Source organism: Rickettsia sibirica 246 (assembly GCF_000166935.1).
GTDB classification, from domain to species: domain Bacteria; phylum Pseudomonadota; class Alphaproteobacteria; order Rickettsiales; family Rickettsiaceae; genus Rickettsia; species Rickettsia rickettsii.
This window is the reverse complement of sequence record NZ_AABW01000001.1, coordinates 216,534-232,187: the sequence shown is the minus strand read 5'-3', so window position 1 is coordinate 232,187 and position 15,654 is coordinate 216,534. Positions and strand designations below refer to the sequence as shown.

Here is a 15,654-nt window from a genome sequence, read left to right as displayed (position 1 = left end):
CACTAAACCATTTACGCCTGTTTCTTCTCTAATTTCGCTTTATTCTCTTCAATTAGCTTCATCGCATCATCTAAGCTTAAATTTAGAAAATCATATTTTTTTTGCACCGAAATAAATTGATCCATATATTTTATGTAAGGACCGAATTTACCGTATCCTATCATAATTTCCTCGTCGCTATCTTTATGAATACCTATTTTTAGCGGTAAGCTTAGAAGCTTTAATGCTATATCAAGTGTAATATCATTTTGGTTCAAACTAGCAGGCACGGGGCTACGTTTCGGCTTTACTTTGCCTTCTTGTTTGCCAAGTTGAATATAAGGTCCGTAAGGTCCTTTTTTCAGATATATTTCTACTCCGTCTTTATCCGTACCTAAAACTTTATTCTCATTAGGCATAGCGGCAGGCTCGCCTTCATTCTCGTTGTTATCGTTACCGCTAACAATAGATTTTCTAAAAGTACATTCAGGGTAATTACTACATGCTAAAAACGCTCCGAACTTACCAAGCTTTAAGCTAAGCTCGCCCGTGTTACATGAAGGACAAATTTTAGATTCTTTATTCTCACCGAACAGGTGATAATCAAGGGCTTTTTGTACATAGCTAATAATCTCGGTTATTTTCTGCTCGTTTACTGATTCAATATTATGGTTAAAACCGCTCCAAAAATTATTTAAGGCAGCTTTCCATTCAAGTTTGCCGGCTGCTATTGCGTCTAATTCGTTTTCAAGTCCTGCAGTAAAATCATATTCAACGTATTTTTTGAAGAAACCGACTAAAAATACCGTTACCAAACGTCCAAGCTCTTCAGGTATAAATCGTTTTTTCTCAAGAGCAACATATTTTCGATCTTGTAAAACCGATAAAATACTAGCATAGGTCGAAGGACGACCGATCCCAAGCTCTTCAAGTTTTTTCACTAAACTTGCTTCTGAATATCTTGGAGGCGGTTCGGTAAAATGTTGATTTGGAATAACTTCTTTAGTTTTCAGCAGCTCTTGTTCTTTTAAAGGCGGCAGCATTTTATTTTCTTCTTCAGCTTCATCGTCCATACTTTCACGATAAACCTTATAAAATCCGTCAAAGGCTATAGTCGATCCGTTTGCTTTTGCCAAATATTCTTTATTTTCCGAAGCTAAATTTGCAACTACCAAATCCATTATAACATTTTCCATTTGGCAGGCTATAGTTCTTTTCCAAATCAACTCATAAAGCTTATAATAATCCTTGTCTAGCTTTTCTTTTAAGCTATCAGGAGTATAAGTAATATTTGTGGGTCTTATTGCTTCATGAGCTTCTTGAGCATTTTTTACTTTGGATTTATAAATTCTAGGGCTAGTCGGTAAATATTTATCGCCGTAACTTTTATCGATTAACCTACGTATATCTGCTATTGCATCATTTGATAATGTAACGCCGTCGGTTCTCATATAAGTAATAAGCCCTATAGTTTCCTTACCTATATCAACACCCTCATAAAGTTTTTGTGCTATTTGCATAGTCTTTTTAGCACTAAAACCTAATTTTCTTGCTGCTTCTTGTTGTAGTGATGAAGTAATAAAAGGAGGTTGTGGTTGACGTTTTTGTTGTTTTTTTTCTATCTTATCAACATGAAATTTTTGAGATTTTAATTTTTTGGTTAAATCTTTGGCGTTTTTTTCGTTAATAATTGAGAATTTTTCTAACTTCTGATCGTTTACGTGAGTCAATTTAGCAGTAAATAGTTCGTTATTACTATTTTGCATTTTAAGGCTAATATCCCAATATTCTTCTGACTTAAAACGCTCTATTTCATCTTCTCGCTCACATATTAATCGCAGAGCCACGGACTGCACACGTCCTGCCGATTTACATCCCGGTAACTTACGCCATAAAAGAGGTGAAAGGGTAAAGCCGACTAAATAGTCTAAAGCTCTTCTTGCTTGTTGGGCATTTACTAAGTTAGTGTCAAGTTTCCTAGGGTTTTCAACGGCATGAATAATTGCTTTTTTAGTGATTTCGTTAAAGGCTATCCTTTTGAAAAAATCATCGGATTTAACTTGATTCTTTTCTTTTATTACCTCTGCAACATGCCATGAGATAGATTCACCCTCACGATCAGGATCGGTTGCAAGATATACTGCATCAGCTTTTTTAGCATCTTTAACTATGGCATCTACATATTTACCGGCTTTATCGGAAATATCATATTTCATTGCAAAATTTTCATCAGGTAACACCGAACCTTTTTTAGAAGGTAAATCTCTAATATGACCGAATGATGCAATGACCTTAAATTCATCACCTAAATATTTATTTATCGTTTTTGCCTTTGCCGGCGATTCTACTATTACTAATTTCATCTACTTATTATAAACTAATGATATTTTATTACCGGCGTGACGCATTACTGTCCCGGCGAATTCTAATTCTAATATTACCGTATATATGATAGGAAGCGGTAATTCTATTTCGTTTTGTAAATATTCCAAGTCTATTATGGGTACTGCCGATAATAATTCCAATATAGCAAGCAGTACGCTCCTTTTGTAACGGTTCTTTAACATATCTCGTATTTACTGTTCCTAGCTCAACAAAATCCTTAAATAATCCATCATCTTTTTTCATAAATTCTGCATATTGCGGTAAATTAGCTACAATATCGTCTACTGATTCCACTAAATATGCTCCCTCTCTAATCAATTTATTTGTACCTTGACATTTTGGATCTAAAGGAAAGCCGGGAACGGCAAATATTTCCCTATTTTGTTCAAGTGCAAATTTTGCAGTTATTAATGAACCGGATTTTAAGCTTGCTTCTATTACCACTACTCCTAAGGCTAGTCCCGATATTATCCTGTTACGCTGTGGAAAATGTTTTCCAAGCGGGGTAAAGCCGATAGGTAACTCATAATATTAAACCTTCTTCTGCTAAATTTTCAAATAGTTTTTTATTTTCCGGTGGATATATATGATCAATACCGCCTACAATAACTCCGATAGTTTGAGAAATTGCAGCTTGATGTACGCTGCTATCTATTCCTCGTGCTAACCCTGAAACGGTTATATAACCTTCTTTTACTAAATCATTTGCAATTTTATGCGCAAAGCTTCTTCCGTTTGCAGCAGCGTTTTTGTACCTACTATTGCAACGCATTGATATAGTATGATTTAATAACTCTATATTATTATAGCTTAATATTAGCAGTGGATCATAAATTTCAAGTAATAATTTTGATATTCCGGAGATTTATATGTGATGATCTTAGCATTGTCTTTTTCGAGAAGCTCTAACTCTTTTTCAGCATCGCTTTTACTGAAAAATTTAATTGGTTTTGACTTTCCGCCTCGCAATGAAAAATCCGGAACGTTATCTATGGCAGTTGCTACATCACCAAATAATTTAATGAAACTAAAGAAAGTTTTAGGACCGATATTTCACTCCTAATAAGACGTAAAATATTAATTGTTTCAATATTATAAGATATTTTAGGAGCAGAAAATAATTCTTTCAACATTATTTAGGGTTATTTGATATTGCGTTAGTGCTGTATGTCATTCCTGCCTAGGCGAGAATCCAGTCAAGCATATAAAAATTTGTGTTTTTATATGTTTATTTTGTTAAATATGTAATTGTTTATCAATGTTAAGGTTATTTTTTGCTGGATTCCCGCTTTCGCGGGATATGACATCGAACCATGCAACAACACTAGACACGCCACGGTAGGACAGTTTTCCACTTTAATAACACAGTAGTAATATATTACAGCTTCTCTGCATGTGAGCTTAAATAATGTGCTATACCTTCATGTGATGGGGTAATTGCTTCCTCACCTTTATGCCAGCCGGCAGGACAAACTTCGCCGTGCTTTTGATGATGAATTAAAGCATCGATTACTTTTAATGTATAATTAATATCACGACCGATAGGTAAGTCGTTAACTAGCATGTGACGTACTATGAAATCCTTATCGATTAAAAAAGTTCCACGCAAAGCAACACCGTCTTCATTAAGTACATTATATTTTGAAGAAATATCCTTTTTTATATCGGAAACCATTGGGAATTGTACTTGTCCAAGCCCGCCTTTATTATGCGGAGTATTTTTCCAAGCTAAATGGCTAAAATGAGAATCAACACTAACAGCTACTACTTTAGTACGTCTTTCGGTAAATTCACCAAGCTTATTGTGAAATGCTATAATTTCTGATGGACAAACAAAAGTAAAATCTAGGGGATAAAAAAATAATACTATATTATCCCCTGCAGCATAATTGCTAAGTTTAAACTTATCGTCTATATTATTATTAGGCATAATAGCTTTAGCTGTAAAATCGGGAGCAGTTTTGCCGACAAATACTGACATATTCATAACCTTTTATTGATTAATAATCTGATATGATATATAAAACTAATTATTATTACAATAATAAATCGTTATAAATTGCTACTTATCTATTTTTGTTCCCGAAGAAGAAGCTTTTAATTGGTTAAATATAGTTAATGCTTCGGTTATAAAACTACTCGGTTCTGAAAGATTTGCAGGTAAAATTACGGTGTTGGTATCTTTAGCCAAATTACCGAACGCACTAATATATTGCTCGGCTATTTTAAGAGCTACTGCATCACTTCCTCCCGTTTTTTGTACGGCAGTTGCGACAATCTCAATACTATTTGCCGTAGCGGTAGCGACTAAGCCTATTGCTTCAGCTTCACCTTTTGCCCTGTTAACTTGATCTGTATAAGAAGCTTCTGAATTCAGTACGATTTGTGCTTTTTCACCTTCTGCATGATTAATTTTTGCTTGTCTATTACCTTCCGACTCTAGAATTTGAGCTCTTTTTTGACGCTCTGCCGCTACCTGTAATTCCATAGCTTTAAGTATAGTTTGCGGAGGTTGAATATCTTTAATTTCATAACGCATACATTGTATGCCCCAATTTATAGCAGCCTGATTAATAGCTGCTACAATTGCTACGTTTAAAGTTTCGCGCTCTTCAAAAGTTCTATCTAAAGGGAGTTTACCGATTTCCGAACGCATAGTAGTTTGAGCAAGCTGTGTTATGGCATAGTAAGGATTATTAACACCATAAGATGCTGCCATTGGATCAATGATCTTAACATATAAAACACCGTCTATAGATAATGTTACGTTATCATTTGAAATAGCTGTTTGAGCGGTAACGTCTATTGCTTCTTCTTTTAAAGTATGTTTGTATGCTACTCTCTGAATAACAGGGATGAGTAAATTTAAGCCAGGCTGCAGTACCTTATCGAATTTTCCAAGTTTTTCTACTACCCATGCTTGTTGTTGCGGTACAACTTTAACCATTTGTATTATAACTAAAATCGCTATAATACTGAAAATTAATAATGCATATTCCATAATTCAATACCTTTTTTTATTTCCACTCTATATTATTTTTAATTATAAAAAAAGGATTTAAGTTAAACGGTACTTAATTATATATTTTTTTTATCATTAAAATGGGTTTTAATTACTTTGAGTAAAGAAAGAATGCTTGAATATTCTTCAAGTTGTTCATTTACATTTTGTATCTCATTTAAAGCGCTATTAAAATCTTTCTGCAATAAATACGTTTCAGCAGCTTTATTTTGTTCTAGTGTTTTAAGTAAAATACTTTGTAAAAATCTATAATAATAGTCGTCTAGTTTAGGTATATCAGACATAATAATAAATCATATAATTATTGAGTTCTTAATTTATATATAAATTTTTTAATAATTCAATAATTTTTAACTAGATTTACATATACTTAAGTCTTTATCTATTATGTCGGACTCTATATTTAAACAGTTAAGGATTGAATGAAATACATAATCATGGCTAATTTCGGTATTAGCATAATTTTTAATTGAAGATACTGATTTAGGATATTTGGCTTGAAAATCATCTGATACCCAAACTATAAGAGGTACGGTTATTTGTTCTGCAAGTAGTGGACCGCCGTGACCGTAATAACCATTTTCTCCGAGGGACTCGCCGTGATCAGATACATATAATAAAAATGCATTTTTATCTTTAAGCAAATCTATTAAATTATATAAAAAAAAATCGGTATATAAAATAGAGTTATCATAACTGTTAACTAAAGCAAGCTTATCGCAATCACTTGCATCTCCCTTAACCTTAATAGGACAGGTAGGGGTAAAATACTCAAACTCTTTTGGATATCTCGCATTATAGTTCCAATGGCTGCCGGAAGTGTGAACTACTAAAAATTGTTTCTCTGAGTTTGTTAGTATTTCTTTTATAAAAGGCAATATTTTTTCATCATGATCATTTAAAGAAAATAGGGCAGAGCCGCCCGGTACTATAGTAAAATTAACGTCATTATATATATTACTGAGGTCAAAATTTGCAAAACTCCTCATTAAAGTTTGAGTACCGATCCAGGTAGTATTAAAGCCAAGATTTGTTAAAATTGATAAAAAGCTGTTCTCTTGTCTACTATTTTCAATTTGACTTGCAGGATAACGTGAAAGTAACGACGGTACGGAAAGATAGGTAAGGTTAGAAGAAGATTTAGCTTTGAAAGAAATTAGGTTTTGAATAGTCTTTAAGTAAGGAGTCGTATCTCTTTCATAACCGTTAATACCGAAATGATCAAATCTTGCTGATTCTCCTATAACTAAAACACCGATAATATCTTTATCTGACTTATCTATAAAGTTATATTGTTTGCTAATATCTATACATGCATAATTTTTTTCACCGAAATTTCCGGCAAAATTAAGGTAGCTATTATGTAAATACTGAATGGGAAAATAATTTTTTAGTATCTTAAATGAAGGCGTAATAATGTTATATACAAAAATAAGTAAGCAAGCGGTAGATAATAGTTTTGTTACGAATGATTTAGAATTTTCGGCGGCAAAAGATTTGAGAGTATAAAAACAGGTAAAAAGGCAAAAAATTATCCATATTATTAACTTAATGCTGGTTAATTCATAAACTTCGTTTAAATCCGTTGAGAAAAAACTACCTATTACTTGTTTAGTAGGATTGATTTTGAAGAAATAAATGTAATAACTAGCAATAGCGGATGTTATAAATAAAAACCCCACGCCGATTTTTAGCACTAATCTATGTACGCTAAGACCGAAAAATGCTATAAAAGAAAATATATAAATATAGCAAAAATCTTTTGATAACTCTAATATCCCTCTAAAGATTGTTGCTTTATAATAATCAAATTTATAAATCAATATTGCGGTATTAAATAATAAACAATAAATAAAGGCTAAAATCGCCGATAATTTAATTAATTTCGTATCTAAATGTTTCTGAATAGTTTTTAGCATAAATAATAATTAATAAAGTAATTTTTATAACTATCATGATCATAAAAAATCTTCAAGAATTTTATCGGCTTTTAATACCAAATGCTCCGCTTATCGCTATTGATTACGGAAGCAAAAAATTAGGAATCGCATTATCTAATCAAGAACGTAGTATTGCTATGCCCTTAAATACTATAACCGAGATAAATAAAAAAATTGTTATTACTTCCTTGCTTAATATCATCGAGAAATATAAAGTTTGCGGTGTTATAATAGGTCTACCGATTGATATGAGCGGAGCAGTAACGGAGCAAACAAATATAGTGATGAAATTTGCTGAAGAGCTAGCAAAATCTATAAACTTGCCTATATATTTACAAGATGAAAGATTAACTACCAAAGCTGCAAATAATTTGCTTAAATCGTTTGGAGTGAAAAGAAAAGACCGTAATAATAACGATGATGCAGTAGCTGCTAGTATGATTCTTGAAACCGTGCTTGATTCTATAAAAAATATTTAATTAGGAAAGAATTGAGGAGTTGTTGTATGGATCGAAAAACCTACTCAATGTCATCCCCGCGAAAGCGGGGATCCAGCAAAATAACTTCAATATTGATATAGAAGTGGCATATTTGACAAAATAAACCTATAAAAACAAGTTTTTATAGGTTTTACTGGATGCCCGCCTACGCGGGAATGACATAAAACGGTCCATGCAACAAAGCCAAGAATAAATTACCTCCTATTTCACTGGGACAAATTTTACTAGTAGAATTTATGGGACCTATGGGGATTAGTCAAAGCAAACTTGCTCGTGATATTGATGTACCCGTTACTAGGATCAATAATAGAATTAAGCATCATCGTTTAATTGCCGCTGATACAGTCCTTCGTTTGGGTAAGTATTTTAATATTAATCCTCGTTGGGAATATACAAGACCAATATGATTTAGAGCTTGCAGAAGATGAAGGTTGGAAAATTACAGAAGATAGAATAAGAACCTTTTCTATGGCAAGTTAATTATTTATAACTCAATATTATTACGCACTCAAAACATTATTGTAAAGATATATTATTTATGATAGAACCGATTCGGTAAAAATAAATAAAATATACTATGAAAATATTAATTTTAGGTGTTACCGGTATGCTAGGTAATAGCATATTCAGGTTTTTAAGTAGTGATAAAAATTTTGACATTTTTGCGACAGCCCGAAATAATTCAGCTCGTTCTTACTTTTCTAAGGATTTATCCGATAAATTAATTACAAATGTAGATGTTGAGAACCATGATGCGTTAGTTGAGGTATTTAATCAAACAAAACCCGATATAGTAATAAATTGTATAGGGCTTGTAAAACAATTGGCAGATGCTAATGACCCGTTAAAAGTATTACCGATAAATAGTTTGCTGCCTCATAGGCTAGCTAATTTATGTAAACTAGCTAATTCAAGGTTAATCCATATTAGTACTGATTGTGTGTTTTCAGGAAAAAAAGGTAATTATAAGGAAAGCGATTTTTCTGACTGTTATGACCTTTACGGTCGTTCAAAATTTCTTGGTGAGGTAGATTATCCGCATGCTATCACATTGCGTACTTCCATTATAGGTCATGAGCTAGCAGGCAATAGAAGCTTAATCAATTGGTTTTTGAGTGCAGAAGGTTCAGTGAAAGGGTTTGAGAAAGCTATTTATTCAGGATTCCCGACAGTAGAGCTTGCAAGAATAATAAGGGATTTTGTGTTACCTAATAAAGAGTTGCACGGGCTTTATCATGTGGCCTCAAAACCGATTAATAAGTTAGAATTGTTAAAATTAGTAGCAGAAATATATAATAAAGACATCGATATTATTTCATCAGATGAGCTTGTAGTAGATCGCTCACTAGATAGCACTCGTTTTAATGAGGTGACGGGATATACGCCTCCTGAATGGCGTGAGCTTGTAAAGCGTATGTGTGAGTTTAAGTAAATTGTCATTGCGAATATAGGCTTGTACACGGAATCCAGCATAAAGTGAGATAAATCGAGCTTTTTATGTTTGTATTTTTTATAACTGGACCCTGTGGACAAGCCACAGGATGACTACCTTAGAGTGTTTCTCGATTGACACAATGACAGAATGAATAATAACAAAATAGGTATTTATATATTATAATGTTTGTAGATAAAACTTTAATGATTACAGGAGGCACTGGTTCGTTTGGTAATGCAGTGCTTTCTCGTTTTCTTAAATCCGGTATTATTAACGATATTAAGGAAATTCGTATTTTCAGTAGAGATGAAAAAAAGCAAGAGGATATGCGTATTGCTTTAAATAATCCGAAACTTAAATTCTATATCGGGGACGTACGCAATTATAAAAGTATTGATGAGGCAATGCATGGTGTAGATTATGTATTCCATGCCGCTGCTTTAAAGCAGGTTCCGACTTGTGAATTTTATCCTATGGAAGCAATAAATACTAACGTCTTAGGTGCTGAAAATGTTTTAAGTGCTGCTATTAATAACAAAGTTACAAAAGTTATTGTACTGAGTACCGATAAGGCTGTATATCCAATTAATGCAATGGGATTATCTAAAGCATTAATGGAAAAGTTAGCAATAGCAAAAGCACGTATGCGTTCTCCAGGTGAGACTGTGCTGTGCGTTACTAGATACGGTAACGTTATGGCTTCTAGAGGTTCAGTCATCCCTCTTTTTATCAATCAAATAAAACAAGGTAAGGAATTAACCATTACAGAACCGTCAATGACACGTTTTTTAATGTCGCTTGTAGATTCGGTGGATTTAGTTTTATATGCGTTTGAGCATGGTCATCAGGGTGATATTTTCGTACAAAAATCTCCGGCAAGCACAATTGAAGTACTCGCAAAAGCGTTACAAGATATATTCAATAGTAAAAATGAAATACGTTTTATCGGTACACGTCACGGCGAAAAACATTACGAATCATTAGTATCATCAGAAGAAATGGCAAAAGCTGATGATTTAAGGGATTATTACCGTATTCCTATGGACGGGCGCGATCTTAATTATGCAAAATATTTTGTTGAAGGTGAAAAGAAAGTAGCACTTTTAGAGGATTACACTTCCCATAATACAAAACGTTTAAATTTAGAAGAAGTAAAAGAGTTATTACTGACTCTTGATTACGTACAAGAGGAGCTAAAAAATGCTTAAGGTAATGACGATTGTTGGTACTCGTCCTGAACTTATTAAACTATGCTGCGTGATTTCTGAGTTTGATAAATATACTCATCACATCCTAGTTCACACCGGTCAAAATTATGCATATGAATTACATCAGGTTTTTTTTGATGATATGGGAATTAGAAAACCCGATTATTTCTTAGAAGTAGCAGCAGATAATACGGCAAAATCTATCGGGCTTATTATCGAAAAAGTTGATGTAGTACTTGAGAAAGAAAAGCCCGACGCCGTTCTATTTTACGGTGATACTAATTCATGTTTATCGGCAATTGCCGCTAAACGCCGTAAAATTCCGATTTTTCATATGGAAGCGGGAAATCGTTGTTTTGATCAGCGTGTACCTGAAGAAATAAACCGTAAAATCATTGATCATATTAGTGACGTTAACATTACGTTAACCGAGCATGCAAGACGTTATTTAATTTTTGAAGGTTTACCGCCTGAGCTTATTTTTAAATCAGGTTCGCATATGCCTGAGGTCCTTGATCGCTTTATGTCTAAAATATTAAAGTCTGATATTTTAGATAAATTGTCACTTACCACAAAGCAATATTTCTTAATTAGCTCACATCGTGAGGAAAATGTTGATGTCAAAAATAATCTGAAAGAATTATTAAGTAGTTTACAAACGCTTATTAAAGAGTATAATTTTCCTGTAATCTTCTCAACACACCCAAGGACTAAAAAAAGGCTTGAGGATTTAGAGGAGTTTAAAGAACTTGGCGATAAAATAAGATTTTTGCCAGCCTTCGGGTTTACGGACTACGTCAAACTTCAGATGAATGCATTTTGTATTTTATCCGATAGCGGTACTATCACTGAAGAGGCATCTATACTTAATTTACCTGCTTTAAATATTCGAGAAGCACATGAACGTCCTGAAGGTATGGACGCCGGAACGCTTATTATGTCGGGTTTTAAGGCTGAACGGGTACTACAATCGGTGAAAGCTATTACGGAAGAACACGAGAATAATAAACGCTTGCAAGAGATCGTGCCGGATTATGCAGAAGCAGGACTTGTATCAAAGAAAATATTACGTATAGTTTTAAGTTATGTGGATTATGTTAACCATACAGTATGGTTTAAAAAGTAATCCTATTCATTATTATCATATCAAAAACATGAAATTTTTTAAATTAATAAAACTTAACACTTTATTTTTAAGTGTTTTTTTACTAATAACTCTTATATCTTCTTTTTGCTATTCCAAAGAAAATTCTTATAAAAAAATAGTTTTCCTTGTTAGTACAGAGACATTCGGCGGCAAAGGCGTATACGCAATGTATAATGAGATGAAAAAAATAGGTCATGATGTCAAAATTGTAATAGTACCTCATCCTCATCCCAATATTCAAGGAGGAATAGATACCGGGTTTATTAGTAAATTTGATGCACAAGATGTGATATATCCATGCGGTAAGTATGATTCTTATTCAAATGTTAATACAAAATGTGAAATTTCTGAACTAAAAAATTATCAGCCGGATTTTATCTTTACGCAAAATCCTTACGAAAATTTTCAAGGCTATATATCAGAACCTTTTACGGCTGCTAATTTGTATAAGAGCTTTAGAGGAACTAAAACAAAAATTATGTATATAGTCTATGGTCCGTATATCTTTCATCAAAAAAATATTGATGATGATAAGTTATCAAGTTGCATAGAGACGGTATTTGTTGATTCAGAAAGTACAAAGGATATCTTTATTAGTAATTATAAATTTCCTAAGGATAGAGTTATTGTTTCAGGTTATCAACCATACTATGAAGTAAGAAATTATAATATTAAAGAAAAACCAAACTCGGAAACCATTTTATGGCTTCCTAGATGGGAATTATCATTTAAAAATAGAGATTTATATGAAGGAGGTTCTACTTTCTTAAATTATCACTATTTTTTCTATAATTATGCATTACAACATCCTAATATTCATTTTATTATAAGACCGCATGTTACACTATTTACCTATGCAGTCGGTAAAAATTACTTAAGCCAAAGTGATATGGATAATATATTAAGTAGATTTAACTCTTTAAAGAATGTTACTGTTTCTGCACATGCATTCAGGTCGTTACTGGATGATATAATGGTGTCAGATATTGTAATAAGTGACGGTACTTCATCTCTTGCTGAAGTAGTAGTTGCCGATAAGCCTATAATTTACTTAAGTAATGGTTGGAATAATGAATTTAATAGCAATGCTCTATCTAAAGAATTAAAAAAATATATGTATTTTGCTTATGAGCCGCAAGATATTATTAACTATATAGAATTTATTAAGCAAAATCATTATTTACCTTATTATGAAAATAGTAGTGGCAGAAATCAATTTAAAAAGATGCTTGATCCTGTAGAAAACCCTGCTGCATTTATCGCCGAATATTTATTAAAATTATAATAGTTTAAATAATTTATGTTAGAAGAAATTTATAATGATGGAGAAAGATTAATTCTTGGGGCAACTTATGATGTTTTAAAGGTAATGCGTCATAAAAGTAGCTATAAGATTTTTAAAAAAATTATAGAAGCCGATATACTTAATAGCCCATTAATTCTAAATCAAAAAATAAAAATTTTAGATATAGGTTGTGGAACGGGACACGGAACTTTCATGCTTAGCGATATATTAGGAGTAGAAATTACAGCAATAGATATCAGTAAAGAATCTATAATTTATGCTGAACAAAATTGTGGAGCATCTAATATACAATATATTAAATCTGATTTAGTTAGTTTTATTACAAAGGCAGAAGAATGTGATTATATTGTATCACGACATGCACTTGAGCATATTGAAGATGGGTTAAATCTAGCACTTAATCTTAAATATAAAAAACGATTAATAGTAAATGTACCTTTTAATGAACCGGAAGGGAATATACATCATTTAGTTAATTGAATTACTGAAAAAGACTTTGAATCATATCCGAACAAAGAATTTTTCTATGAAGGAGTAGATGGTGTAACTAACGACACGCATTCTGAAAAAATCCTCCTAATTCTATAATCTGTATATATAGTAACTCAGATTTAAAGCCTATAAAACAATTATTTCACTATCCAATCTCAGCTTGGACTCTGGAATTTTTAGAAAAGCTAGGTTTGCAATCCCAAGATATATTAAAACAATTGCTGCAAACTAGAGATGCATTTAACATAGCGAAGAGAAACACTAAATTAAATAATACTGTAACAGAGCTAAATAATGCTTTAGAAGAAATAAAAATTTAAAAATAAACTAATTATTAGTGAAGAAGAACAATCTATTTTTCTAAAGCTCTATAGAAAATTTAAACAATAAAACTAACATTTTATAAATTATTTTTAAAAGTTATGACAACTAGAAAAGATAAACCTCTAAATATTTATCATACTTTAGTTTCCATTATTATACCTGTCTATAATGGGGCTAATTATATGAAAGAAGCTATAAATAGTGCTTTAGCACAAACTTACAAAAATATTGAAATTATTGTTGTTAATGATGGTTCAAAAGATAATGGAGAGACAGAACGTGTAGCATTATCATATGGTGATAAAATACGCTATTTTCATAAAGAAAACGGAGGTTGCGGTTCGGCCTTAAATTACGGTATAAAAAACATGCAAGGGGAATATTTTTCGTGGCTTAGCCATGATGATATATATTATCCTAATAAAATCGAGCATCAAGTTGACATATTAAATAAATTAGATAATAAAGATACTATCATTTACGGTGGTTATGAATTAATCGATGAAAAAGGCAACTCTCTACGTTATATTAAACCGGATAGTGTGCTACCTATAAATAAACTTAATATTTCTTTATTACCTTTATTACGAGGATTAATACATGGTTGTTCGTTATTGATGCCTGCTAAATATTTTCATGAAGTCGGTATATTTAATGAGGCTTTACCGACAACGCAAGATTATGATTTATGGTTTAAAATTTTCCGTGTTGCCCCTATTCATTTTGACGAATCTATCCTAATTAAATCTCGTTTTCATTCAGAGCAAGGTAGTAAAAAAATATCAAATCATAACGAAGAATGTAATGTATTATGGTCATCGTTTCTTCACGAGTTAACAGAAGAAGAAATGATCAAAATGGAAGGTTCTCCTTATTTATTTTTAACTCGTACAGCTACTTTTTTATCCAATAATACTCCGTATAAAAAAGCCTGTGATTTAGCAAATACTATGGCTAAACAAGTACTAAATGATATTAAAATTAGTGTTATTATACCGGTATATAATAGAATAAATTGGGCAATTGAAGCTATAGAAAGTGTACTTATTCAAACACACAAAAATTTTGAGATACTTATAATAGATGATGGGTCGACTGATGATATATCAGAATTAACTGCAATATGCAAAAAAGATAAAAGAATAAAATATTTTCATAAAAAAAATGAAGGACCTGCTGCTGCACGTAACTTAGGTATTAAAAATGCTATAGGAAAATATATTGCTTTCCTTGATTCGGACGATTTATTTTATAAGGATAAAATAGAAATCCAATTAAAGTTTATGGAAGAAAATAATTTTATATTTTCTCATACTTCATATCAAAAAATAAATGAAAAAGGAAAATATATCGAATCTGTTCATTCCGGGCTTTTTAGTGGCAATGTTTTTCCTCAAGTCATACAAACTTGTCCAATAGCAATGCCGACAGTTATGGGAACTTTGACATTATTTCAAGAAAATTTATTTCCTGAAAATATAAGAAGCGGTGAAGATTGTTGTTTATGGATATCTATTGCTAGTAAAAACTCAATAGGCGGTATAGACAAAGAATTGTCTAAAGTACGAATTAGTGGTGGTACTAATACGTTTATGGACCCAAATAAATATTCAGTAGGTTTAATAAATATTACTTCTTATGTTCTTAATGATTCTTATTTAAGTAAATTTAGTCCGTTTACTATTAATTTGTTATTAGCAGCTGTTACACAATTAAGATTACTAGAAAATAAAAATAAAGACTATAAAAAAAGTAATATTTCTTTTTTCAAAAATAATTATGTAATTCAAAAAATACGAACCTATTGCTTTGTGACAAAAATTTTGATTTTATTAACTATTACTTCTATAAGGCAGGAAGGAATACGTGCAACAATCTCTAGAATACAGAGATGGCTTAAAAAGCATATATAAATA

At 31.8% G+C, this 15,654-nt stretch carries 17 protein-coding genes and 1 pseudogene; 9 read left to right on the top strand and 9 right to left on the bottom strand.

What is annotated here, in order from left to right:
• Positions 1-11: 11 nt before the first annotated feature.
• From topA to RSIB_RS04530, 9 genes and pseudogenes are all read right to left on the bottom strand, one after another.
• Entirely contained in the window at positions 12-2,342 is a 2,331-nt protein-coding gene (gene topA / locus RSIB_RS04505) for a type I DNA topoisomerase (RefSeq protein ID WP_004996071.1), read from the bottom strand.
• The gene (locus RSIB_RS09610) at positions 2,343-2,546 is read right to left on the bottom strand and encodes a DprA-like winged helix domain-containing protein (protein WP_237737617.1); all 204 of its coding nucleotides are present in this window, start codon (positions 2,544-2,546) and stop codon (positions 2,343-2,345) included.
• A 166-nt stretch (positions 2,547-2,712) separates the two neighbouring features.
• Positions 2,713-2,832: pseudogene (locus RSIB_RS10150) on the bottom strand (DNA-processing protein DprA); the annotation flags it as partial.
• Between the two features lie 55 nt (positions 2,833-2,887).
• Positions 2,888-3,163, bottom strand: a complete 276-nt coding sequence (locus tag RSIB_RS10145) for a DNA-processing protein DprA (RefSeq protein WP_337459657.1) — start codon at positions 3,161-3,163, stop codon at positions 2,888-2,890.
• A gap of 17 nt (positions 3,164-3,180) precedes the next feature.
• Entirely contained in the window at positions 3,181-3,357 is a 177-nt protein-coding gene (locus tag RSIB_RS10370; RefSeq protein ID WP_337459656.1) for a hypothetical protein, read from the bottom strand.
• 385 nt (positions 3,358-3,742) lie between these two features.
• Positions 3,743-4,345: a peroxiredoxin gene (locus RSIB_RS04515; protein WP_004996067.1), complete on the bottom strand. Its 603-nt coding sequence runs from the start codon at positions 4,343-4,345 to the stop codon at positions 3,743-3,745.
• Positions 4,346-4,426: 81 nt separating this feature from the next.
• Positions 4,427-5,365 (bottom strand): SPFH domain-containing protein, encoded by a 939-nt coding sequence (locus RSIB_RS04520; protein WP_004996064.1) that lies wholly within the window; start codon positions 5,363-5,365, stop codon positions 4,427-4,429.
• A 77-nt stretch (positions 5,366-5,442) separates the two neighbouring features.
• A complete protein-coding gene (locus RSIB_RS04525; protein ID WP_004996061.1) occupies positions 5,443-5,670 on the bottom strand; it encodes a hypothetical protein in 228 nt (75 codons plus the stop codon).
• Positions 5,671-5,736: 66 nt separating this feature from the next.
• Positions 5,737-7,305, bottom strand: a complete 1,569-nt coding sequence (locus tag RSIB_RS04530) for a phosphoethanolamine transferase (protein WP_004996059.1) — start codon at positions 7,303-7,305, stop codon at positions 5,737-5,739.
• 35 nt (positions 7,306-7,340) lie between these two features.
• Here RSIB_RS04530 and ruvX point away from each other — a divergent pair, with 35 nt between their 5' ends.
• From ruvX to RSIB_RS04565, 9 genes are all read left to right on the top strand, one after another.
• The gene (gene ruvX, locus RSIB_RS04535; RefSeq protein ID WP_004996057.1) at positions 7,341-7,805 is read left to right on the top strand and encodes a Holliday junction resolvase RuvX; all 465 of its coding nucleotides are present in this window, start codon (positions 7,341-7,343) and stop codon (positions 7,803-7,805) included.
• A gap of 266 nt (positions 7,806-8,071) precedes the next feature.
• Complete coding sequence (locus RSIB_RS09600; RefSeq protein ID WP_026053078.1) at positions 8,072-8,233, top strand: helix-turn-helix transcriptional regulator; 162 nt, start codon at positions 8,072-8,074, stop codon at positions 8,231-8,233.
• Positions 8,234-8,403: 170 nt separating this feature from the next.
• Positions 8,404-9,258 carry a dTDP-4-dehydrorhamnose reductase family protein gene (locus RSIB_RS04540; protein ID WP_004996055.1) on the top strand — a complete coding sequence of 285 codons (855 nt, stop codon included), beginning with the start codon at positions 8,404-8,406 and terminating at the stop codon, positions 9,256-9,258.
• Between the two features lie 185 nt (positions 9,259-9,443).
• Positions 9,444-10,469: a UDP-glucose 4-epimerase gene (gene capD / locus RSIB_RS04545; RefSeq protein WP_004996054.1), complete on the top strand. Its 1,026-nt coding sequence runs from the start codon at positions 9,444-9,446 to the stop codon at positions 10,467-10,469.
• Positions 10,462-11,595: a non-hydrolyzing UDP-N-acetylglucosamine 2-epimerase gene (gene wecB / locus RSIB_RS04550; protein WP_004996052.1), complete on the top strand. Its 1,134-nt coding sequence runs from the start codon at positions 10,462-10,464 to the stop codon at positions 11,593-11,595. The genes capD and wecB overlap by 8 nt, the downstream gene beginning before the upstream one ends.
• Positions 11,555-12,901, top strand: a complete 1,347-nt coding sequence (locus RSIB_RS04555) for a hypothetical protein (RefSeq protein ID WP_004996048.1) — start codon at positions 11,555-11,557, stop codon at positions 12,899-12,901. The genes wecB and RSIB_RS04555 overlap by 41 nt, the downstream gene beginning before the upstream one ends.
• Before the next feature lie 15 nt (positions 12,902-12,916).
• Positions 12,917-13,402: a class I SAM-dependent methyltransferase gene (locus RSIB_RS04560; RefSeq protein ID WP_004996046.1), complete on the top strand. Its 486-nt coding sequence runs from the start codon at positions 12,917-12,919 to the stop codon at positions 13,400-13,402.
• Positions 13,403-13,605: 203 nt separating this feature from the next.
• A complete protein-coding gene (locus RSIB_RS10140; RefSeq protein WP_016728094.1) occupies positions 13,606-13,734 on the top strand; it encodes a hypothetical protein in 129 nt (42 codons plus the stop codon).
• A 102-nt stretch (positions 13,735-13,836) separates the two neighbouring features.
• A complete protein-coding gene (locus RSIB_RS04565) occupies positions 13,837-15,651 on the top strand; it encodes a glycosyltransferase family 2 protein (protein ID WP_004996042.1) in 1,815 nt (604 codons plus the stop codon).
• The last annotated feature ends 3 nt before the right edge of the window (positions 15,652-15,654 follow it).

Excerpts from the sequence above, each read along its gene's own strand:
- topA (WP_004996071.1), bottom strand. The coding sequence starts at position 2,342 with ATGAAATTAGTAATAGTAGAATCGCCGGCAAAGGCAAAAACGATAAAT.
- RSIB_RS09610 (WP_237737617.1), bottom strand. The coding sequence starts at position 2,546 with ATGTTAAAGAACCGTTACAAAAGGAGCGTACTGCTTGCTATATTGGAA.
- RSIB_RS04515 (WP_004996067.1), bottom strand. The coding sequence starts at position 4,345 with ATGTCAGTATTTGTCGGCAAAACTGCTCCCGATTTTACAGCTAAAGCT.
- RSIB_RS04520 (WP_004996064.1), bottom strand. The coding sequence starts at position 5,365 with ATGGAATATGCATTATTAATTTTCAGTATTATAGCGATTTTAGTTATA.
- RSIB_RS04525 (WP_004996061.1), bottom strand. The coding sequence starts at position 5,670 with ATGTCTGATATACCTAAACTAGACGACTATTATTATAGATTTTTACAA.
- RSIB_RS04530 (WP_004996059.1), bottom strand. The coding sequence starts at position 7,305 with ATGCTAAAAACTATTCAGAAACATTTAGATACGAAATTAATTAAATTA.
- ruvX (WP_004996057.1), top strand. The coding sequence starts at position 7,341 with ATGATCATAAAAAATCTTCAAGAATTTTATCGGCTTTTAATACCAAAT.
- RSIB_RS09600 (WP_026053078.1), top strand. The coding sequence starts at position 8,072 with ATGGGGATTAGTCAAAGCAAACTTGCTCGTGATATTGATGTACCCGTT.
- RSIB_RS04540 (WP_004996055.1), top strand. The coding sequence starts at position 8,404 with ATGAAAATATTAATTTTAGGTGTTACCGGTATGCTAGGTAATAGCATA.
- capD (WP_004996054.1), top strand. The coding sequence starts at position 9,444 with ATGTTTGTAGATAAAACTTTAATGATTACAGGAGGCACTGGTTCGTTT.
- wecB (WP_004996052.1), top strand. The coding sequence starts at position 10,462 with ATGCTTAAGGTAATGACGATTGTTGGTACTCGTCCTGAACTTATTAAA.
- RSIB_RS04555 (WP_004996048.1), top strand. The coding sequence starts at position 11,555 with ATGTGGATTATGTTAACCATACAGTATGGTTTAAAAAGTAATCCTATT.
- RSIB_RS04560 (WP_004996046.1), top strand. The coding sequence starts at position 12,917 with ATGTTAGAAGAAATTTATAATGATGGAGAAAGATTAATTCTTGGGGCA.
- RSIB_RS04565 (WP_004996042.1), top strand. The coding sequence starts at position 13,837 with ATGACAACTAGAAAAGATAAACCTCTAAATATTTATCATACTTTAGTT.